This is a genomic window from Paraburkholderia sp. RL18-101-BIB-B (assembly GCF_046026985.1).
GTDB lineage: Bacteria > Pseudomonadota > Gammaproteobacteria > Burkholderiales > Burkholderiaceae > Paraburkholderia.
The window spans coordinates 183062-204243 of record NZ_JARESV010000009.1 but is presented as its reverse complement, the minus strand read 5'-3'; the positions used below and the strand labels follow the sequence as shown (position 1 = coordinate 204243).

The 21182-nt window shown below is 64.3% G+C and carries 18 protein-coding genes; 6 read left to right on the top strand and 12 right to left on the bottom strand.

Annotation, left to right across the window (positions count from 1 at the left end; translation table 11 throughout):
- Positions 1-5: 5 nt before the first annotated feature.
- Positions 6-233, bottom strand: coding sequence for a hypothetical protein (locus tag P0D73_RS16510; protein WP_132382639.1), 228 nt, complete (start codon positions 231-233; stop codon positions 6-8).
- Between the two features lie 422 nt (positions 234-655).
- On the opposite strand from P0D73_RS16510, the gene P0D73_RS16505 reads away from it, so the two are divergent.
- The 4 genes from P0D73_RS16505 to P0D73_RS16490 are packed head-to-tail and all read left to right on the top strand — an operon-like array spanning position 656 to position 9863.
- Positions 656-1915: an efflux RND transporter periplasmic adaptor subunit gene (locus tag P0D73_RS16505; RefSeq protein WP_408432080.1), complete on the top strand. Its 1260-nt coding sequence runs from the start codon at positions 656-658 to the stop codon at positions 1913-1915.
- Positions 1916-1930: 15 nt separating this feature from the next.
- Positions 1931-5056, top strand: coding sequence for an efflux RND transporter permease subunit (locus tag P0D73_RS16500; protein ID WP_408432078.1), 3126 nt, complete (start codon positions 1931-1933; stop codon positions 5054-5056).
- Positions 5053-8373: an efflux RND transporter permease subunit gene (locus P0D73_RS16495; RefSeq protein WP_408432076.1), complete on the top strand. Its 3321-nt coding sequence runs from the start codon at positions 5053-5055 to the stop codon at positions 8371-8373. Before P0D73_RS16500 ends, P0D73_RS16495 begins: the two co-directional genes overlap by 4 nt.
- Positions 8370-9863, top strand: coding sequence for an efflux transporter outer membrane subunit (locus P0D73_RS16490; RefSeq protein WP_408432074.1), 1494 nt, complete (start codon positions 8370-8372; stop codon positions 9861-9863). The genes P0D73_RS16495 and P0D73_RS16490 overlap by 4 nt, the downstream gene beginning before the upstream one ends.
- Positions 9864-9869: 6 nt before the next feature.
- Here P0D73_RS16490 and P0D73_RS16485 read toward each other — a convergent pair whose 3' ends face one another.
- Together P0D73_RS16485 and P0D73_RS16480 are read right to left on the bottom strand one after the other, a co-directional pair.
- A complete protein-coding gene (locus tag P0D73_RS16485) occupies positions 9870-10589 on the bottom strand; it encodes an ABC transporter substrate-binding protein (protein WP_408432147.1) in 720 nt (239 codons plus the stop codon).
- Between the two features lie 183 nt (positions 10590-10772).
- Positions 10773-11000, bottom strand: coding sequence for a hypothetical protein (locus tag P0D73_RS16480; RefSeq protein ID WP_132382627.1), 228 nt, complete (start codon positions 10998-11000; stop codon positions 10773-10775).
- A gap of 320 nt (positions 11001-11320) precedes the next feature.
- Between P0D73_RS16480 and P0D73_RS16475 the strand changes: the two genes are divergently transcribed.
- Positions 11321-11827 (top strand): hypothetical protein, encoded by a 507-nt coding sequence (locus tag P0D73_RS16475; protein WP_408432072.1) that lies wholly within the window; start codon positions 11321-11323, stop codon positions 11825-11827.
- A 203-nt stretch (positions 11828-12030) separates the two neighbouring features.
- Positions 12031-13098: a catalase family protein gene (locus P0D73_RS16470; protein WP_408432070.1), complete on the top strand. Its 1068-nt coding sequence runs from the start codon at positions 12031-12033 to the stop codon at positions 13096-13098.
- A 43-nt stretch (positions 13099-13141) separates the two neighbouring features.
- Here the strand turns inward: P0D73_RS16470 and P0D73_RS16465 are convergent, their stop codons facing one another.
- From P0D73_RS16465 to P0D73_RS16425, 9 genes are all read right to left on the bottom strand, one after another.
- Positions 13142-13894, bottom strand: a complete 753-nt coding sequence (locus P0D73_RS16465) for an SDR family NAD(P)-dependent oxidoreductase (RefSeq protein ID WP_408432068.1) — start codon at positions 13892-13894, stop codon at positions 13142-13144.
- A gap of 169 nt (positions 13895-14063) precedes the next feature.
- Positions 14064-15197 (bottom strand): porin, encoded by a 1134-nt coding sequence (locus P0D73_RS16460; protein ID WP_408317337.1) that lies wholly within the window; start codon positions 15195-15197, stop codon positions 14064-14066.
- Positions 15194-15562, bottom strand: a complete 369-nt coding sequence (locus P0D73_RS16455) for a Rieske (2Fe-2S) protein (protein WP_408432066.1) — start codon at positions 15560-15562, stop codon at positions 15194-15196. The genes P0D73_RS16460 and P0D73_RS16455 overlap by 4 nt, the downstream gene beginning before the upstream one ends.
- 12 nt (positions 15563-15574) lie before the next feature.
- Positions 15575-16438: an intradiol ring-cleavage dioxygenase gene (locus tag P0D73_RS16450; protein ID WP_408432064.1), complete on the bottom strand. Its 864-nt coding sequence runs from the start codon at positions 16436-16438 to the stop codon at positions 15575-15577.
- A gap of 8 nt (positions 16439-16446) precedes the next feature.
- On the bottom strand, positions 16447-17538 hold the full coding sequence (locus tag P0D73_RS16445) for a branched-chain amino acid ABC transporter permease (protein WP_408432062.1): 1092 nt from the start codon (positions 17536-17538) through the stop codon (positions 16447-16449).
- A gap of 10 nt (positions 17539-17548) precedes the next feature.
- Entirely contained in the window at positions 17549-18415 is an 867-nt protein-coding gene (locus P0D73_RS16440; RefSeq protein ID WP_408177173.1) for a branched-chain amino acid ABC transporter permease, read from the bottom strand.
- The gene (locus P0D73_RS16435) at positions 18412-19122 is read right to left on the bottom strand and encodes an ABC transporter ATP-binding protein (protein ID WP_408432059.1); all 711 of its coding nucleotides are present in this window, start codon (positions 19120-19122) and stop codon (positions 18412-18414) included. The genes P0D73_RS16440 and P0D73_RS16435 overlap by 4 nt, the downstream gene beginning before the upstream one ends.
- 2 nt (positions 19123-19124) lie before the next feature.
- Entirely contained in the window at positions 19125-19847 is a 723-nt protein-coding gene (locus P0D73_RS16430) for an ABC transporter ATP-binding protein (protein WP_408432057.1), read from the bottom strand.
- A gap of 20 nt (positions 19848-19867) precedes the next feature.
- Positions 19868-21157, bottom strand: a complete 1290-nt coding sequence (locus tag P0D73_RS16425; protein ID WP_408281591.1) for an ABC transporter substrate-binding protein — start codon at positions 21155-21157, stop codon at positions 19868-19870.
- Positions 21158-21182: the final 25 nt, after the last annotated feature.

The following is a 21182-nucleotide window of genomic DNA, read 5'->3' as shown; positions in this document are numbered from 1 at the left end:
TCCGTTCACGCGCCGTCGCGGTCGCCACCACCGAACAGCCGGCGCACGAGTTCACGGCCCCGGCTCGTCAACCGCAGCGTCGACGTGCCGCCCACTATCACGCCCTCCTCGCGCCGGTCGATTTCGATCAGATCGTATCGGCTCAGGGCGAGCACGTCGGGATCGATCGCCTCCGGACGCCGCTCGGTGTCCGCGAGACGCAGCAGTGTCGCGAGTTCATGATGGCTCAGCATCGGTTACCTCGTCGGTTGAGACTGGACAATGCCGTGATGCTAGTTCGCGAGTCCGACATTCAGGCTACGGTTCTGTTGCGCCAAGTTACGTGGTTACATGTCGGCACGGCGCGCGTGCTTCGCTGGTGCCCGACGACGTCCCGCGTCGCCGCTACTTTTTTCCGTATGCTCGCGCTCGCGCCTGGACAGACGGTAAGGCGCCACGGCCTGGCCGACCGTAACAAATCGAAACGCCCGTCAAGGTACTGTCGTGAGAACTAGCTCCACAGTCGGATAGACTCTGCTAGTGATTGTCTGGATTCCTGTCGCCGGCGACGGCGATGCCCCATCCTGGGAGTTCGTATGACGCTCTTCGACAGCAATTGGCCGGGCCGTTCCTCGACGGCGGTCGCCGGGTGCCACGGATCCGGCGGGAGACCGTCATGAGCGAAGTGTCGTCAATCCCGGTCAAGCGTCCGCGGCGCGGCCGTATCGTGCTGGCGCTCGTGGTGCTCGCGCTGATCGCGCTGGTGGTGTTTCATCTGTTGCGCTCGAAGGCGCCCAAGCCCGGCGTGGCACCCCAGGTCGTGACGGTCGCCGCCGCCACCACGGGACCGATGCCGGAGACGCTGAGCGAACTGGGCACCGTGACGCCGGTCGCCACCGTGACCGTGCTGCCGCAACTGAGCGGCTACCTGACCGCCGTCGGCTATCGCGAAGGTCAGGACGTCGAGAAAGGGCAATTCCTCGCGCAGATCGACTCGCGCCAATACGAAATCAGCAAGCGGCAAGCCGAGGCGCAACTCGCCAAGGACAAAGCGGCGCTCGCCCAGGCGCGCGCCGATCTCGCGCGCTTTACGCAACTCAACGAACGCAAGTCGATCGCCGAGCAGACCTATGCGGATCAGCAGTTTCTCGTCCAGCAGGACGAAGCGGCGGTCAAAGCCGACGAAGCCAACGTCGCGCAATTCGTTCTCGACCTGCTCTACTGCCATATCACCGCGCCGGTGTCGGGGCGGGTCGGACTGCGCCTCGTCGATCCGGGCAACTACGTGACCGCGTCGAGCCAACCGGGCATTGCGGTGATCACGACGATGAAGCCGACCACCGTCGAATTCACCGTGCCGCAAACCGCGCTCGACAAGGTGTTGCAGCGCATCAACGCCGGCGCGCAGCTACCTGTCGCCGTATTCAGCAGCGACAATTCCCGGCAAATCGCCACTGGCACGCTGTACGCGATCAACAACCAGATGGCGACCGCGACCGGCACCGTCACGCTGCGCGCAACCGTCCCCAACGATGACGAGGCGCTCTTCCCCAACGAGTTCGTCAACGTCAAGCTGCTGGTCGATACGCTGCAAAACGCGGTGCTGGTGCCGACACCCGCGGTGCAGAGCGGCGCGCCCGGCGACTATGTGTATCTCGTCAACGCCGACAACACGGTATCGGTGCGCAAGGTTACGCTCGGACCGGGCGACGGCCAGCATACGGTGATCACCTCGGGGCTCGCCGCGGGCAACGTGGTCGTCACCGACGGCATGGACCGCTTGAGCGACGGCGTGAAGATCAATGCGTCCGCGACGCGGCCGGCTTCGGGTGCCGCGGGCGCTTCGGCTGCGACGCCGGCGGCGCCCGGGTCCGCGTCCACCGCGCGGCGCACACGTCCGGCGTCCGCGCCCGACACGGCGTCCACGGCCTCATAACACGCCGCCCCGTCGATGAACTTCTCCCGCCTGTTCATCCTGAGACCCGTAGCGACGTCGCTGCTGATGGTCGCGCTCGTGCTCGTCGGGCTGGTCGCGGTGCGCTTCCTGCCGGTCTCGTCGCTGCCCGACGTCGACTATCCGACCATCCAGGTTCAGACCTTCTATCCGGGCGCGAGCCCGAACGTGATGGCGACCACCGTCACCGCGCCGCTCGAGGTCCAGCTCGGCGAGATTCCGGGCTTGCAGCAAATGGTGTCTTACAGTTCGGAAGGCGCGTCGGTCATCACACTGCAATTCGATCTCTCGCTGAACCTCGACATCGCCGAGCAGAACGTGCAGCAGGCGATCAACGCCGCCAACAGCTTCCTGCCCACCGGCCTGCCCGCGCCGCCGACCTATGCAAAGGTCAACCCGGCCGATCAGCCGATCCTCACGCTCGCGGTCACCTCGAAGTCGATGTCGCTGACGCAGTTGCAGGACACGGCCAACAATCGCCTCGCCACCAAGATTTCCGAGGTCCCCGGCGTCGGTCTCGTGACGACGGCAGGCGGCAACGTGCCGGCCGTGCGCGTCGAAGCGGACCCGCAAAAACTCGCGGCCTACGGCCTGAATCTCGACGATCTGCGCACCTTGCTCGCGAACGTCAACGTCAGCCAGCCGAAAGGCAATTTCGACGGGCCAGAGCTCGACTACACGATCAACGCGAACGACCAGATCGTCGACCCGCAGGACTATCTGGCCACCGTGATCGCGTATCAGAACGGCGCGCCCGTGTATCTGCGCGATGTCGCGCGCGTGAGCCAGGCCGCGCAGGACGTGGGACGCGGCGCGTGGTACGGCCGCACGCCGGCCATCGTGCTGAACGTGCAGCGTCAGCCGGGCGCGAACGTGATCGCCACCGTCAACCAGATCATGAAGCAGCTGCCGGCGCTCGAATCGACGCTGCCCGCCGGCCTGCAGGTCACGGTGGTGGCGAACACCACCGGCGTGATCCGCTCGTCGGTCTCGGACGCCGCGTTCGAACTCGTGCTCGCCGTCGTGCTGGTCGTGCTGGTGATTTTCGTGTTCCTGCGCAACGTGCCCGCCACCATCATTCCGAGCATCTCCGTGCCGGTCTCGCTGATCGGCACGCTCGCCGTGATGTACCAGCTCAACTATTCGATCGACAACCTCTCGCTGATGGCGCTGATCATCGCGACGGGCTTCGTCGTCGACGACTCGATCGTGATGATCGAGAACATCGTGCGCTATCTGGAGGAAGGCAAGACGCCGCTCGAAGCCGCGCTCGAAGGCGCCGGGCAGATCGGCTTCACGATCCTCTCGCTGACGGTCTCGCTGATCGCCGTGCTGATCCCGCTCCTGTTCATGGGCGGCGTGATCGGCCGGCTCTTCAGCGAATTCGCGATCACGCTCGCGGTGACGATCGTGATTTCGGCGGTGGTCTCGCTGACCGTCGTGCCGATGATGTGCGCGCGTCTGTTGCGCGCGCAGGCGCAACGCCATCCGAGCCGCTTCGAGCGGTTCAGCGAGGGCCTGTTCGACAAGACGCTCGCCGCGTATGAACGCGGCCTGCGCTGGGTGCTCGATCACCAGACGCTGACGCTGGTGGTCGCGCTCATTACCGTCGCGCTCACGGCGATCCTGTACATCGTGATTCCGAAAGGACTATTCCCGGTGCAGGACGTCGGCGTGATCCAGGGCATCAGCGTGGCCGACAACTCGGTTTCGTACAGAGCCATGGTCCGGCGTCAGAGCGCGCTCGCCGACGCGATTCTGAAGGATCCCGACGTGGTGTCGCTGACCTCGTACGTCGGCATCGACGGCACCAATCCGACGCTGAACAACGGCCGCTTCCTGATCAATCTGCGCCCGCGCGACGACCGCTCGCTCACGGCCGAAGAAATAGGCCGCCGCATCCAGCAGGAAGTCGCCGACGTGCCCGGCATCCGCCTTTATCTACAACCCGAGCAGGATCTGACGCTCGACACGTCGATCTCGCGCAACCAGTACAACTTCGTGCTGCGCGGGCCGAACCAGCAGGCGTTCGATCAGTACGTGCCCGCGTTGATTGCGCGCATGAAGCAGATTCCCGCCATCACGGACGTCACGAGCGATCTGAACACCAACGGCCTGAGCGTGAACGTCGAAGTGAACCGGCAGCTTGCCGCGCGCTACGGCATCACGGCGGCCACGATCGACAACGCGCTGTACGACGCGCTCGGCCAGCGCATCGTCTCGACCATCTTCCAGCAGTCCGATCAGTACCGCGTGATTCTCGTGGCAAAGCCGGAGACGATACCCACCGTGCAATCGATCGGCAATCTGTACTTGCCGAGCCAGACCAGCAGCACCGGCCAGGTGCCACTGTCGGGCATCGCGAAGATCAGCATCACGCAATCGCCGCTTTTGATCAGCCACCTCGCGCAGTTCCCGGCGGTCACGATCTCGTTCAACCTCGCGCAGGACGCGTCGCTGAGCGCCGCCGTGGCGCAGATCCGCGACGCCGAGCACGCGGTGGACCTGCCGCCGTCGATCACGACATCGTTCCAGGGCGCGGCCCAGGCGTTCGAAGATTCGCTTTCCAGCGAAGTGTATCTGCTGATCGCCGCGCTGGTCGCGGTGTATATCGTGCTCGGCGTGCTGTACGAAAGCTACATCCACCCGGTGACGATTCTCTCGACGCTGCCGTCGGCCGGCATCGGCGCGCTGCTGGCGTTGATGATCGCGGGCAGCGATCTCGACGTGATCGGCATCATCGGCATCGTGCTCCTGATCGGCATCGTCAAGAAGAACGCGATCATGATGGTCGACTTCGCGCTCGAGGCGGAGCGCGTGCATGGCAAGCCTGCGCGTGAAGCGATCTTCGAAGCGTCGCTGCTGCGCTTCCGGCCGATCCTGATGACCACGCTTGCCGCCATGCTCGGCGCGCTGCCGATGCTGCTCGGCACCGGCACCGGCTCGGAACTGCGCCGGCCGCTCGGTCTCGCGATCATCGGCGGACTCACGCTCAGCCAGGTGCTGACGCTCTTCACCACGCCAGTGATCTATCTGTTCTTCGACCGCGCCGCGCAGCGCGTGAAGAACCGGCGCCGCGCCGCGAATGACGGCGCCGCCGCGCCGCCGGAGAATGCACCGTGAACATCTCGGCGCTCTTCATCCGGCGCCCGGTCGCGACCGCGCTGCTGGCGGTCGCGATCCTGATCTCGGGCGCGCTCGCGTATTTCCGCCTGCCGGTTGCGCCGTTGCCGAACATCGCCTTTCCGGTGATCGCGTTGCAGGCGAACATGGCGGGCGCTAGTCCGGAAATCATGGCCGCCACCGTCGCCGAGCCGCTGGAGCGGCGCCTCGCCACCATCGCCGATGTGAGCCAGCTGACCTCGATCAGTTACGTGGGCTCGTCGCTGATCATCGTCGTGTTCGGCCTGAACCGCGATATCAACGGCGCGGCGCGCGACGTGCAGGCCGCCATCCAGGCCGCGCGCGCCGATCTGCCGACCACGCTGCGCAGCAACCCGACGTATCGCCAGTACAACCCGGCCGGCGCGCCGATCATGGTGCTCGCGCTGACCTCCGACACGCTGACAAAGGCGCAGCTCTACGACTCCGCCGATTCGGTGATCCAGCAGCAGTTGTCGCAGATCGACGGCGTCGGGCAGATCACGCTCGGCGGCGGCGCCTTGCCCTCGGTGCGCGTCGAGTTGGAGCCGGGCAAGCTGAACAGTTACGGCATCGGCCTCGAAGACGTGCGCGCGGCGATCGGCGCGGCGAACGCGAACAGCGCGAAAGGGCATATCGACCAGGGCGAGCAGCGCTACGTGGTGACGTCGAACGATCAGATCAGCAAGGCCGCGCCGTATCGCGACGTGGTGATCGCCTATCGCGACGGCGCGCCCGTGTTGCTGCGCGACGTCGCCCAGGTGCGCGACTCGAACGAGAATATCCGCAATGCCGGCCTCTACAACGGCAAGTCGGCCGTGCTCGTGATCGTCTATCCGACGCCGGGCAGCAACGTCGTGCAGACGGTCGGGCAGATCCGCGCGCGCCTGCCGATCATTGAAGCCGCGTTGCCGAGCACGATTCACGTGAATGTCGCTATCGACCGCTCGGAGTCGGTGCGCTCCTCGGTGGCCGATACCGAGCGCACGCTGTTCATCGCGGTGCTGCTGGTGGTGGGCGTGGTCTTCGTGTTCCTGCTGTCGCCGCGCGCCACGCTGATTCCGGCGGTCGCGCTGCCGCTTTCCATTGTCGGCACCTTCGGTCCGATGTATCTGCTCGGCTATAGCATCGACAACCTCTCGCTGATGGCGTTGACGATCGGCACCGGCTTCGTGGTCGACGATGCCGTGGTGGTGCTGGAGAACATCGTGCGTCATCTCGAAGCCGGTCTCGATCCGAAGGAAGCCGCGCTGCGCGGCAGCGCCGAGGTCGGCTTCACTGTCATCTCGATGAGCCTCTCGCTGATCGCCGTGTTCCTGCCGATCCTGCTGATGCCCGGCATTGTCGGGCTGCTGTTTCATGAGTTCGCCGTCACGCTCTCGATTGCGATCCTGCTGTCGCTGCTGATCTCACTGACCATCACGCCGGTCATGTGCGCCTACCTGCTCAGCCGCGAGCGCGCAATGCATTCGCCGTCGCGCTGGGCCCGCTGGGTCGAGGCGCAGTTCGAGCGCTTCAAACAGGCATATTCCCGCTCGCTCTCGGCGGCGCTCGACCACGCACTCGTGGTCGTCCTGCTGCTGATCGGCCTGCTCGTGCTCAACGTGTTCCTGGCCCGCTTCCTGTCCGCGACGTTCTTCCCGGAGCAGGACACCGGCATTCTGATCGGGCAGATCATCGCCGACCAGAGCGTCTCGTTCAACGCGATGGAAAAGAAGCTGGCGCAATTGCAGGCGATCGTGAAGCAGGACCCGGCGGTGGCGTCGGTCGCGGGCTTCACCGGCGGACGCGCGTTGAACACCGCTAACGTGTTCATCGAACTCAAACCGCTCGCGCAACGCCATCTGTCGGCGACGGAGGTGGTCAACCGCTTGCGGCCGAAGCTCAACGCCGTCTCGGGCGCGCGGCTCTTCCTGCAGGCGCAGCAGGATCTACAGATCGGCGGACGCCAGGCCGCTGCCGAATACCAGTACACGCTCACCAGCGACGATGCCAACGCACTCTTCACCTGGGTGCCGAAACTCGTGACTGAGCTCGGTAAATACCATAGCAAGATGGAGGACGTGAACTCGGACCTGCAGCAAAACGGCTTGCAGACCTACGTGAACTTCAGCCGCGCGACCGCCACGCGTTACGGATTCCAGCCGAACCAGATCGACAACGTGCTGTACGACGCTTTCGGCCAGCGCACCGTGTCGACCATTTACAACCCGCTGAATCAGTACTTCGTCGTGATGGAAGTCGCGCCGGCCTATTGGCAGTATCCGCAAGCGCTCAATCAGATCTACCTCAGCACGGCCGCCGGCAACGCGAACGGCACACAGCAGACGCAGATGTCGCGTGCCACCGTCAGCGCCGTGCAACAGGCGGCGGCGGTCAGCAGCGCGTCGAGCACCAGCGCAAATACGAACTCGCTGAACGCCGACGCCGAAGCGAACCAGCAGACCAACAGCATCTCGAACAGCAAGGGCGGCAATTCCAGCGGCAGCGCGGACAGCACCGCCGCCGAAACCATGGTCCCGCTCTCCGCGATGATGACCTTCTCGAACAGCCACACCGCAACCCAGGTGAACCACCAGAGCGGCCTCGTGGCCGGCACCATCTCGTTCAATCTGCCGGCGGGCGGATCGCTCAGCGAGGCCGGCCAACTCATCACGCAGGCCGAGCGCGACATCGGCATGCCCGCGTCGGTGCACGGCGCGTTCGCGGGCGCCGCGCAAGCGTATGCGCAGTCGATGGGCGCCGTGCCCTTGCTGATTCTCGCCGCGCTGGTGGTGGTCTATCTCGTGCTCGGCGTGCTGTATGAGAACACGGTGCACCCGCTCACGATTCTGTCGACGCTGCCGTCGGCGGGCATCGGCGCGACACTCGCCTTGCTGATCTTCGGCACGCCCTTTTCGGTGATCGCGATGATCGGCATCATTCTGCTGATCGGCATCGTCAAGAAAAACGGCATCATGATGGTCGATGTCGCGATCCAGTTACAGCGCCACGACGGCATGAACGCGCGCGATGCGATTCACGAGGCCGCGGTGGTGCGGCTGCGCCCGATCATGATGACGACCGCGGCCGCCGTGCTGGGCGCGGTGCCGCTTGCGATCGGCATCGGCCAGGGCGCGTCGCTGCGCCAGCCGCTCGGCGTGACGGTCATGGGCGGGCTGCTCGTGAGCCAGGTTTTCACGTTGTACACGACGCCGGTGATTTATCTGTACCTCGACCGGCTGCGCGCGCGACTCGCGAAATGGTCAGCGCGCCTGCCGTGGAATCGCCGCGGCGAAGCACCCGATACGAGCGCATGATGAAGACGATCTCCCCCACCCGACTGGCCGGCGCGATGCTGGCCTTATCGACTGTGTTGACAGGCGGCTGCATGGTCGGCCCCGACTATCATCGCCCGCCCGTCGCCACGCCCGCCACATGGAAGGAACTGCCCGGCTGGACCGAAGCGCAGCCCGCCGCCGAGCGTCCGAAGGGCGACTGGTGGACGGGCTTCAACGACCCGCTCATCAACGAGTTCGAGCCGCTCGTGTCGGTATCGAATCAGACCGTGCGCCAGGACTATGCGAACTATCAGGAGGCTCTTGCCGAAGTGCGGCTTGCGCGCAGCGCCCTGTTCCCGACCATCGGCGTGACCGGATCGGTGACCCGCGCACGTTCGTCGACCGGCAACTTCAACAGCAGCGCACTGGCCGGCGCGGGCGCGAGCAGCTTCCAGCGCATCAACAACGCCGGCTCGCTCGAAGCCAACGCCAGTTGGGCGCCCGACCTGTGGGGCCTCGTGCGCCGCAACATCGAGGAAAGCGCCGCCACCGCGCAGGCCAGTCAGGCGACGCTCGCGAACGCCACGCTCTCCGAACAGATCGCGCTGGCGAACGCGGTCATCGACCTGCGCGTGACGGATGCGAATATCGACTTGCTCACTCACACCGTCGATGCGTTCGAGCAATCGTTGCGCGTCGTCGCCGAGCAGGACAAGGCCGGCACCGTGCCGCCTTCCGATCTGGTGACCGCGCAGACGCAACTGGAGTCGGCGCAATCGAGTCTGATTGCGCTGGGCGTCGCGCGGGCTCAAAACGTTCATGCGATCGCCGTGCTGGTCGGCAAGAATCCGGAAGAGCTGGACATCCCCCCGAACACCACGCTGCCGACGCTGCCGTCCATTCCCGTCAGCGTGCCGTCCACGCTGCTGGAGCGCCGGCCCGACATTGCCGCCGCCGAGCGTCAGATGGCGGCGCAGAATGCCGCGATCGGCGTGGCCGTCGCCGCGTATTACCCGACGATTTCGCTATCCGCGCTGGATGGCTTCACGCAGTCGCCGTTGGCCGGCCTGCTGCACATCAGCAACTATGTGTGGTCTTTGGGCGGGCAGGCGAGCGAAACGCTTTTCGACGGCGGCCAGCGCAGCGCGCAGGTCGACGCGGCAAGAGCGTCTTACGAAGCGGCCGTGGCCAATTATCGCAGCACCGTCCTGACGGCGTTCCAGGGTGTGGAGAACGACCTCGCCGGCTTGCGCATCCTCGCGCAGCAAGCCGAGGTGCTGGAGCGTGCCGTACGCGATGCGACGCGCGGCACCGAGATCGCGCGCAATGAATACCAGGCGGGGACGGTGGACTTCACGACGGTCGCGACGGCGCAGGCAACGCAGTTGAATCTTCAGCAGACCGCGTTGAACGTGCAGCAAACACGGTTGCTCGATGCGGCTTCGTTGATCGGCGACCTGGGAGGCGGCTGGTCCGCTAGCGAATTGACTGATCCACGGAAACCAGTGCAACAGAACGCGTCGCCCTGAGCCGTGCTAGTCGTTGTCTTTCGCCACCACCGCGCCGGTGATCTGATGCCGCGCCAGCGACGCCGTGACGAAGCCGGACGCTTTCATGTCCTCGACGAACTTCGACAGGTATGCGGCCGCGTCGTCGCCCTTTGCCTTGGGTACGCCCATCGCCTGACGGATCACCATGAAGCGCTGGTCCAGTATGCGCACTCCGCCAGTTTTGGAGGCGTCCTTTTCGAGCTGTTGCTTGACGCCGGCGGCCACGTCGAGATGCTGATCGAGGAACCCCTGCACGACCGCGGGCGAAGTCGGAATCCGCACGATTGTCGCGTGGTGTAGTTCGCGCGTCAGAAACAGATCGTAGGCGCTGCCTTTGCCGACCGCGACCGTTACGCCGGGTTGATCGACCTGCTCGTTGCTGGTGATCGGCGAGGCCGCCCGCACGAGATAAAAGCCTTCTATGAGCACATACGGTTTCGTGAAAGCGATTTCCTGTCCACGCTTCGGATCGACCGCGAAGAAACCGATGTCGGCCTTGTCCTGATTGACGTTCTCGACCGAGGCGCCCGCCGACTTGACCGCGACCAGTTGCAGCGGCACGCCAAGCCGTCTGGCGAATTCGCTGGCGAGATCGACGGACACGCCGACCGGCTTGCCCGTCGCCGGATCGAGCGCGGCCAGCACGGGGTTGCCGAGATTGATCGACGCGCGCAAGGTGCCGCTCGGCGCGAATACGGCGGCCATCGATGCGCTTGCCGGTTTCGAGGTTGCGGCTGGCTGGGCGCTCGCGTCGTTGGGTTGCGCGAATGCGGGCAAGACCGCAGTGGATACGAGGATCGATGTGAATATTCTGAGCATGCTGCTGTGTCGCTCCATGTTTAAAATTTTGTTGTAGGACATGCACGCTCGGCAGCGCCCCATATCCCCTCAGGATAGCGAAGCTAGCATGTTCGACAGCCGTCTGATGTGAGCCTTGAACGCGATGCTCGCCTCACGATCGGTGGTGGGATTCAGATGCGACGTCTCAGCGAGTTGAGCCTGCTCGTGGAAATCGTTAGCCACTGTGCGTCGCACGTCGGGTGGCAACGACCGCACGATGGAGACCAGTAATGCCTCTTCGGCGTGAATCATGCCCAGAATCGAATGAGTGTCCATGGAAGAAACTCCGTTGATGGCGCGATAAGTCAAATCTAGCATGCTCCGCGCCGAGTATTCCGGTTACTTCCGCATACCTCTCGTTACAAACCGCCAGCGGCCGGTTGGTTATCATGTGCGATCGCATCGCTCTGAGTACCCGTTGGCTAATTATGAGGAATATCGGAAAAGCATTGGTGGTCGGTCTGGTGCTCGCAGAGGTCGCATTCGCCGTTTACCTACTGTCCCCAAAAAGTGATCCGTCGACCCGCGATCCCGGGGCCGTTACGGACGGCTCTGCGGCGCTGGCTTCGGACAAGGTTCAGTCCGGCACGTTACATGTGAGCGCCGACAACGCTCTCAGCGCGTCGTCGCCCGCCGCAAGCACGGAGACCGCCGCACGCGTCCCCGCACAAATCCCCGCTCAAGCTGCGCAGGGACACATCACGTCCGCGCCCGCGCCCGAACCGTCAACGGAGCACGCCGCGCAATTGCCACGGCAACCGGCACAACCGCACCCGCAAACCGTGCAAACGCCCGCGGTGGCCACCGTCCTGGCCGCCACCGATTCAAAAACAGCCACCGTTGTGCAACCCGGCCGCGGCCGTGACGGTCTGCACCGCCGCGATTCGAATTCGGTCTCGTCCGCGGCGACGGACGAACTCGTCAAGGAATCCGCCAAGCTGGATCCGGCGCTCCCGCCGCCTGAACCTGCGCCGTTTGTGCACGACGATCAGCCGCATCGTGGCTCGAACGCCGTCGCGGCCGCGATGACGCAACAGCTCGTCAAAGAGTCCGCCAAGCTCGATCCGGCATTGCCGCCGCCGAACCCGTCGGGCATGCACTAAACGGGGGAACCGCCGCTCGTTCAATCGTGGTGATCATGATGTCACCGCGATCTCGCGCGCCAGATGCTGAAGCGGTCATGCGTTCGATTGCGCGGTAGTCTACGATGTAGTTCAGATCCATGCGCTGAGGCAGCAACACGAATGCCACCTCAGCGCAGGCCTGGACGCATTTCCATCGCGGCGAACCTTGATGGAGGACGAGCATGACCAACGACTCCCCCGACAAAGCAGAACGCGGCACAGGCTGGATCGACCAGCCCGAAGACGCAGAGGTTATCGCCGTTCTCGTCGAGAAAATCAAGGCGCAGCAGGCGGCGATCGCAGCCAGTAGCAACACTCATCTGGACGGACGCGTCGACCGCGGTCAGCATCAGAAGCAAACGCTCGGCGCCTTCGGCACGCTGCGGATCTTCGAAACGATACCCACTGCGCTCAAGCATGGCCCTTTTGCGAAACAGGACGAACTGGGACCGTCGCTTTGCTATCGGGTCGCCTGCCGCTTTTCTAACGGACAGCCCTGTCCTTTCTCCGACCAAGCCGCCGACGTTCGCGGTGTCGCCATCAAGTTCTTCACCGCACAGGGCATTGAAACCGATCTCCTCATGACCAACGAGGGCGGCCGCTCGCATGCGAGAAATGCCGTGCAGTTCATGGACTTCGCCGATATCCTCGTCGCCCAGATCGCTAGAGGCGCGCTTGGGGCACTGGAGCAGGCGTCGATGGAAGTGTTGAGCGGCAAACTCGGCCCCGTCGAGACAGCCCGCATCGTCGCGATCCTGGCAAAGGAGACGACCCTGCGCTCCGTCGAAAGTCTCACGACCGAGCGGTTCTGGGGTTCGGTCGTCAAGCTGGGCGCCGCGGCCATCAAGTACTCGCTTCAACCCGAAGATACAACCGTGCAAGGGACAAACGGCGATCGCCACGGCGACGACTATCTGCGCGAAGACCTGCTGAATCGCCTGAAAACCGGTCCGCTCAAATGGCAACTCTGCGTGCAGTTCTTCGTGGATGAGGAAAGCACGCCGGTCAACGACGCATCGGTCGCATGGGCGGAGACGCCGATTGCGATAGGCGTGCTGGAGATCGCGACACTGCCCTCCGCCGACGACGAAGCGCGCATCAACCAGATGGCATTCAACCCGGCCAACGGCTTCGAACCGCTGGGCATCACACACGCTCGCAAGAACGTCTACGCGGCCAGCGCCGCGAATCGCATGGACCGCGGCGTATTGTCGAGCGACGACGCGCGCCGATATATAGAACCCATGTGAAGTTTCTGCGCGAGTGTCGCAACGCTCCTCTCGACCAGCCGGCTCAATTCAGACGCCGCCCACCGTCGACGACTATGGTCACGCCCGTGCTGAACGTCAGATGCGTCGCGCACGCCTCGATTGCCGATGCCACATCGTCCGGCGTGCCGATGCGGCGAAGCGGTGTCGTCGCCGCGACTTTGTCATTGAAGTCGGCGCCGCGCCCCGGCACGAAAGTCGTATCGACGGCTCCCGGAGAAACGTTCAAAACCCGAATGCGCGGCGCCAGCGCGCGGCCCAACGAAGCCGCCATCACGTCGAGCCCCGCTTTGGCGGCGCAATAGGCGATATTGCTGCCCTGCCCCGTGGTCCCCGAGATGGACGAGACGTTGATCACCAAGCCGTCGCCGCTTGACTCGAGTAGCGCACGGAAAGCGCGGATCGCCGCAAACTGCGCCCGCCAGTTCACGGCAAATATCTGGTCGATCAGCTCGTCCGTGAGTGCATCGAGATTCGCGTGCGGCACGGCCTGCGTGATGCCGGCCGTATTGACCAGCACATCCGTGCGCCCATATTCGGCTTGCACTTTCACGGCCAGATCGTTGAGCGCGCTACTGTCGGTGATCGAAACCGCCGCGGCGAGATGGCCGCTCCCCGGCAGCGAGTCGACAACTCCTTGCGCCTTCTGCAAATCCGCATGACTGGTCACGACGATGCGCGGGCCCAGTGCCGCCAGGCGCCGCGCCGTCGCGCTGCCAATACCACCGGACCCGCCGAGTATCACGCAGACCTTCCCTTCCAGAGACTGTGCCGTCATTTCAACGCCTACGCATGAATGGAATACCGACCGTCACGCCGTGCGAGCGACGCCGTAACGACCGGGTCAGTGAGACCCTCGATAAGAGTATCGTTTCCCGGATGGTACGCCTGACAACCACTTTCGAAATTCGGACGACCCTTGGATTGGGCCGCGCAAGCCCAGACCGTCAGAAGCTGGTACGCAAACCGACGCGAGCAAGCGTCTGCGAGCGGTTGCTCGCCGCGCCGTCCGGTTGCAGCAAACCGTTGATCCATGCCCGCGTCACAGCCGCGTCGCCACTCGCGCGCTGATAGATCGCTTCGACATACGCGGTGGTGCGTTTCGAAAAGCTGTACTGCAACGCGGTGGTGACCTGTTGCGCCTTGTTGTTCAGCAGCACGTCGTTGCCCTTCATGTACGCGTAGTCGAGACCGAGTGTCCACGGGCCGGAGATCGTCCACGACGCGCCGCCTTTGTAGACGTCGATCTTCGCACCACTCGCCGTATTTTTCGTGTTGGTGTAGAGCAACATCCCCAGCACGCTGCCGAAGTTGTAGTGCGCGCCGAAACCGAAATTGCGGATGCCGTCGTGACCGTCGCCCAATTGCGGATACTTCACCTCGACATATGCCGCGCCGATGCCCAACGGACCGTTCGCATAGTTCGCGCCGAAGCTCATTGTCGAGTCCGACGAGAACGAGCCGGGTACGCCACCGAATCCATAGAGCGCACCGACCGTGAACCCCGCGATATCGGGGCTGCGATATTTGACCGAGTTCCCTACGCGTGTCGCGCCCGCCATGCGGTCGAAATCGAATGAACCGGTCGGATTGTTCGGCACACCCAGCGCGGTAAACGGCCCCTGGCGAAAATCGTAGATGCCGCCGAACAGGAACGCGCCGTCATACAGGCCGAGCGTCAACGTCTCGAACATGAAGTCGTACTGGGTGCCGAAGGTGAGCGAGCCGAAGCGGTCATTGGTGAGACCGACCAGCGCCGTGCGGTTGAAAATCTGCCCGGCGCCCGGAATCGTCGCGCCGCTGCCCAGATCGAACTGCGACGTGAGTTCGAAAATCGCCTTGTTGCCGCCGCCCAGATCTTCGCTGCCTTTGAACGTCAGCAGGTCCGGCGAGAGCACGCCGCTGTCGAACAGCGTCGCGGCGCCGCCATGCTGGTTGTTCACATACGTGACGCCCGCATCGATCACGCCTTGCAGCGTCACACTGCTTTGCGCGCAGGCTATATTTGGCACGATACCCGGCGCGATGCATGCGAACGTGCACCCTGCCATCGCCAGGCGCTTCGGCTTGGTCCCTTTCATAGCTGTCTCCTCCAGTCGTTGTTGAATATCTGTCGCTGTTCGATGCGGATCTCGACCGGCGTGAGCGACGCGCCCTCGCACGGTCCATCGACACACACGCCGTCTTCGAAGCGGAACATCGCGCTGTGATGCGCGCACATCAGCAATTCGGCGTCGTAGGCCCAGAACGTGTTCGGTTCGTAGTTCAGGGGAATCGAGAAGTGCGGGCACACATTGCGGTACGCCCACGCTTCATCGCCACGGCGCAGAATCATGACGCCTGGTGCGCCGGCACGATCAGCGGGAATTTCAAGCGCGCCGCCATCGGGAATGTCGTCAAGCGCGCAGAGAAAGCCTTGATGAGGTTCGGGATTCGCCGCGTTCATCGCCTCGCCTCCTCATGCCTGCCGCGCGGACAGCACGAAGTCGCGCTGCACTTCGAAGAACGGGCTCGGCAGCGCCCACTCTTTGGCAGCGGCCGCGTCGTGATTCGGCACGTAGTCGATCACGAGCGACGGCTTCGAGCCGAACACCGCATCGGAGTGAACATAGGGATCGCCCTCGGAATAAAGCGCGGTGGTCAGCGTCTCGTAGCCGGGCGCGACGATCAGGAAATGGATGTGGGCAGGCCGCATCGGATGACGGCCGGTCGCCATCAGCATCTGTCCGACCGGGCCGTCGGTAGGAATGGGATAGCTAGTCGGCTTGATGGTCCTGAATGCGTATTCGCCGTTAGGCCCCGAGCGGAATTTACCGCGCAGGTTGCTCTCGGGCTGATCGGGATCCTGGCCTTCATACATGCCGTTGTTCGCCGTTTCCCACACCTCGATCAAGGCACCGGCCACCGGCGCGCCGCCTTCGTCGACGAGGCGGCCATGAATCAGCGTCGGCTCGCCTTCCGTGCGGGCGATGTTGGCGCCGAATTCTTCTTCCTTGGCGCCTTCGCGGTAGAACGGGCCGAGCAGGCTGCTCTCGGTGGTGACGCTGCCGCGCCCGTGATTGATCGCATCGATCATGATCGACAGGCCGAGCGTGTCCGACAGCAGAATGAATTCCTGGCGGATGCCGTTGCACATCTTGCCGGTGGCCGTCAGGAATTCGATGCCACGGCGCCATTCGTCGCCGGTCAGTTCGACTTCGCTGGCGAATGCATGCAGGTGGGTGACCAACGCGGTCATGATCTGCTTGAGGCGCGGATCGGTGCAATCGGCAAACGTATCGAGCACGTTCTGTGTCAACGGGTGGATGGTTTTATCGTTCATGCCTGGCCTCATGCACGGTGTGCCGCCGAGCCCGCGTCGAGCGAATCGGACGCGCCGTCCGGCGAGCGTTGTTGAGACGGACCGGCGTCGCGGAATACGACGCGCCGGCCCACGGGGAACAGTTGCGGGCCATAGCGGTGCGAGACGAAGCCCCACAGTCCTTGCGGAAAGAACATCGTCACGACGATCGCGAGCGCACCCAGGCCGATCAGATACCAGGTACCGAAATCGGACAGGAACTGGTTCAACAGGAAGAAAATCAGCGCGCCGACAATCGGCCCTTCAAGCGTGCCGAGGCCGCCGATCATCACGATGAAAATACCGAACGCGCTCCAGTTCACCGAGAACGCGGCGTCGGGCGAAATGCGCAGATTGCCGACGAAGTACAGGCCGCCCGCCAGCGCGGTGCCGCACGCCGACACCAGATAGACGATCAGGCGCGCGCGCTTCACGTCGACACCCTGGCTGCTGGCCGCCACCGCGTTGTCGCGCATCGCGGTCAACGCGAGACCGGCTTTCGAGCGCAGAAACAGATACAGCAGTCCGATCGCCGCCGCGACGATGGCAAGCGCCAGCCACAGCGTCAGCGATTCGCGCAGCGCGCGCGGCACCTCCTGCAATGCGGTGAGGCTCGTGCCGGAACCACCGCCGAGCACCGAGACGTTCGCCACCGTCAACCGGAACACTTCGGCGATCACCCAGGTGCCGATCGCGAAGTAGCCGCCTTCGAGCCGGAACGCCACCATCGACACAGGAATCGCCACGACCGTCGCAATCACCGCCGCAATCGGCACCGCGATGAACGGCGAGATGCCGCAATAGTTGGCGAGAATCAGCATGCCGTAGCCGCCGATGCCGAAGAATGCCTGCTGGCCGATCGACACCATCCCGCCATAACCCGCCAGCAGGTTCCACATCAACGCGAATACCAGGTAGGACGCCAGTTGCACGAAGTCGCGCATGGCATCGCGTCCTGCCCACCACGGCGCGCTCGCCACCGCCAACGCGACGATCAGCAGCACGATCACCGCCACGCGGCTCGCACGCGTCGCGCGCCGCACTTCGAAGCCCGCTGCGGGCTGGTTCAATTGCATGGTCATGTCGAAGCCTCTATGCGGTTTTGGGCAGCAAGCCCTGCGGCCGCGCCACCAGCACGCCGAGAAACACCACGTGGCCGAGCCAGATGCCCCAGCCGGGGTCGAAGTAAAAGCCCACCTGCTGCGCAATGCCGAGCGCCATGCCGCCGACGAAGGTGCCCCAGAACGACCCCATTCCGCCGATGATCACCGCCTCGAACGCATACAGCAGCAGCGCCGGGCCGTCGGTCGGCGACACCGCCGTGCGCATCGAGTAAAGCGCCGCGGCTACCGCGATCAGCACGAAGGCGATGCCCATCGCGAGCGCATAGGTACGGCGGTACGAGACACCCATCAGTTGCACGATCTCGCGATCGTCAGAGGTGGCGCGAAACGCGCGGCCGAGCGGCGTTCGGCCGAACAGCCACTGCATCGCGAAGGCGAGCGCCACCGTCGCCGCCAGCGTGACGAGCGGCAGATAGCCGAGCGTGATGCCCCCCGCGAGCGTGATGCTCCGCGATTCGAAGCTGCCGGTGGCGATGGAACGCGGATCCGCGGAGAACATCTGCTGCAGCACGTTCTGGATCACGATCGACAGGCCGAACGTGACGATCAGCGACGGCAGCGGATCGCGGCTGCTGACGCGGTTCAGAAGCGCGAACTGCACGGCATACCCCGCACCGAACGCGATCACGAGCAACAGCACGAGCGCGACGGCGAGCGGCAGATGGGCGAAGCTCGTCAAGGCGAACAGCACGAACACCAGCAGCACGATGAAGTCGCCGTGCGCGGTATTGGTGAGCCGCATCACGCCGAACACCAGCGACTGGCCCATCGCGAAGAGGCCGTAAAGCGCGCCCAACAGCACGCCCTGCACGACGATATTGATGAACGTGTTCATGCCGACACTCCGAAATATGCCTGCGTGATCGCCTCGTCCGACACTTCTGCCGACACGCCCGTCAACGACACGCGCCCTTCCTGCAGGCAATAGAAACGCGACGACACGCGGCGCGCCAATTGCACGTCCTGCTCGACGACGATCGCGCTCATGCCATGCGAAACGATGTCGGGCAGCGCCGCGTAGATTTCGCGGACGATCACCGGCGCGAGGCCGAGCGAAAGTTCGTCGCACATCAGCAGATCGGGGTTGCTCATCAGCGCGCGGCCGATCGCCACCATCTGTTGCTGACCGCCCGATAACGCGGTGGCCGCGTGATGACGGCGCGCCTGTAACGCGGGAAACAGCGCATAGACGCTTTGCAGGTTCCAGCGCCCCGGCCGCTTGCTGAAGGCGCCGAGTTGCAGATTCTCTTCGACGGTCAGGCTCGCGAACAGACGCCGCCCTTCCGGCACCAGCGCAATGCCCTTGCCCACGATGCTCGCTGCCGCCGCACCGCCCACTGGCTCCCCGCGATACAGAATCTGCTCGGCGGTGCGTGGGCGCAGCAGGCCCGCCACCGATTTCAGAAAGGTCGATTTACCCGCGCCGTTCGACCCGATCAGCGCGATCACTTCGCCCGGCGCCACCGTCACGTCAATGCCGAATAGCGCCTGAAAGTCGCCGTAAAACGCGCTCAGCGCGCGAGTCTCCAATAGTGCCGACATGGTCAAGCCTCCAGTCCGAGATACACGCGCCGCACGTCGGGGTCGTCCATCACGGCGGCGGGCAAGCCCTCCGCGAGCCGCTTGCCGAAGTTGATGACCAGCAGACGGTCGGCCACCGCGAGCAGCGCATGCACGACATGTTCGATCCACACGATCGTCACGCCACGCTCCTTGACGCGGCGAATCTCGTCGACGAGCGCGTGCGTTTCGGGTTCGGTGAGGCCGCCGGCGATCTCGTCGAGCAGCAGCAGTTGCGGCTGCGTCGCGAGCGCGCGAGCCAGTTCGAGCCGTTTGCGGTCCAGCAGCCCCAGCGTGCCGGCCAACTGGTTGGCGCGGGCTTTGAGGCCGGTGCGTTCGAGCACGTCGACGCAGACGTCGTACGCCGCGTGGCCGGTCAGTTCGCCGCCGAAGGTGGCGCCGACCAGCAGGTTCTCGAACACCGTCATGCCGCCGAACGGCCGCGGCACCTGATACGACCGGCCGATCCCCGCCGCGCAACGGCGATGCGGCGGCAAGTGGTTCACATCCGCCCCGTCGAATTCGACGCTGCCCTGATCGGGCCGCACGTCGCCGCTGACGAGGTTGAACAGCGTGGTCTTGCCGGCGCCGTTCGGGCCGAGGATGCCGTAGGTTTCGCCGCGTTCCACCGCGAAGCTGATGTCGTCGGTCACCTGCAGCGCGCCGTAACGCTTCGACACGCCGGTGAGTCTGAGCACTGGGTTCATCACTGCTCTCCGCTTTGAATTCAGGCAATCAACTTGAGCGGGCCGGACAGCGGCACGCTGGGCGCGAGCTGGTTGTTGACGATGGCGAGATCGAAGGGATGCTTCTGCCCCTTCACCCATTGCCCGCCGACAAGCGGCGTCTTGGCAACGTTCTTCACCGGGCCGCTGCCCCAGGCGACATGGCCGACCAGCGTATCGAGCTTGGTCGATGCCACCGCGTCGCGGATGGCTTCGTTCGAGTCGACGTCTTTCGCGCGCTTCAATGAATCGACGGCGATTTCGAATAGCGCGTGGGCGAAACCGATCGGTTGGGTCCATTGCTTCGAGGTGACGCGCTCGTAGTCATCCGCGACTTGCCGTGCGGTTTGCCCCGTCAGCGACGACTTGAACGGATGCGAAGGTGACCACCACACCTCGGTGGACAGTCCGTTGCCGAGATCGCCGAGCGCTTCGATCGAGGTCGGAAACAGCAGCGCCTTGCCGATCGAAATGACTTTGGGCTTCAGGCCTTGCTGACGCGCCTGAACGAGAAAGTTCTTGGCGTCCGGCGGTATCACGACGCCCGTGACGATCTGCGCATTCGACTGCTTGAACGAGGAAATCTGCGCGGAGAAGTCCTGCGTCATGCTTTGGAAACGGCCGGGGTCTTTGAGCGTGAAGCCCTTCTGCGCGAGTACCGGTGGAAAGCCGAGCTTCGCATCGCCCCAGGCGTTGCCGTCGCCGTCGTTGGGAAAGAGGCCGCCCACGCTGTGGTTGGTCTGCACCGATTGCCACATGCCGGTGTAGACGGCGATCACATCCTCCAGTCCCCAGAAGAAGTGATAGGTGAAACGGAAGCCCTTCTTCGGATCGCCTTTTCTGCCGAAGAACCACGGCTGCCACGGCACCACCGTCGACACGCACGGCATCTCGTTCAGCTCGCACGCGTCGCTCACGGGATTGGCGGTCTCCGGCGTGCCGGACACCAGCATGATGTCGACCTTGTCCTTCAGGATCAGGTCGTTGGCGACTTCGCCGGCGCGATTCGGATTCGACTGGCTGTCCTTGACGACAATCGATACCGGATATGATTTGCCGCCGATCACGATGCCGTTCTTCAGCGCCGTCTGCATCTGCTGGATCGTGAAACGGTCCGCTTCGCCGAACGGCGCGAGCGGCCCGGTTTGCGGCGATACGTAGCCGATTTTCAGTGTGCGCGGGCCGGCCGAGAAGACGAGCGGCGAGAACGCCGAGGTCGTGGCGGCGAGCGCACCGCCTGCCGCGAGGCTGACAAAGCGGCGGCGTCTCGCATCGAAAGTATGTGAGTCCATGGTTGTCTCCTGAATTTTTTTGTAT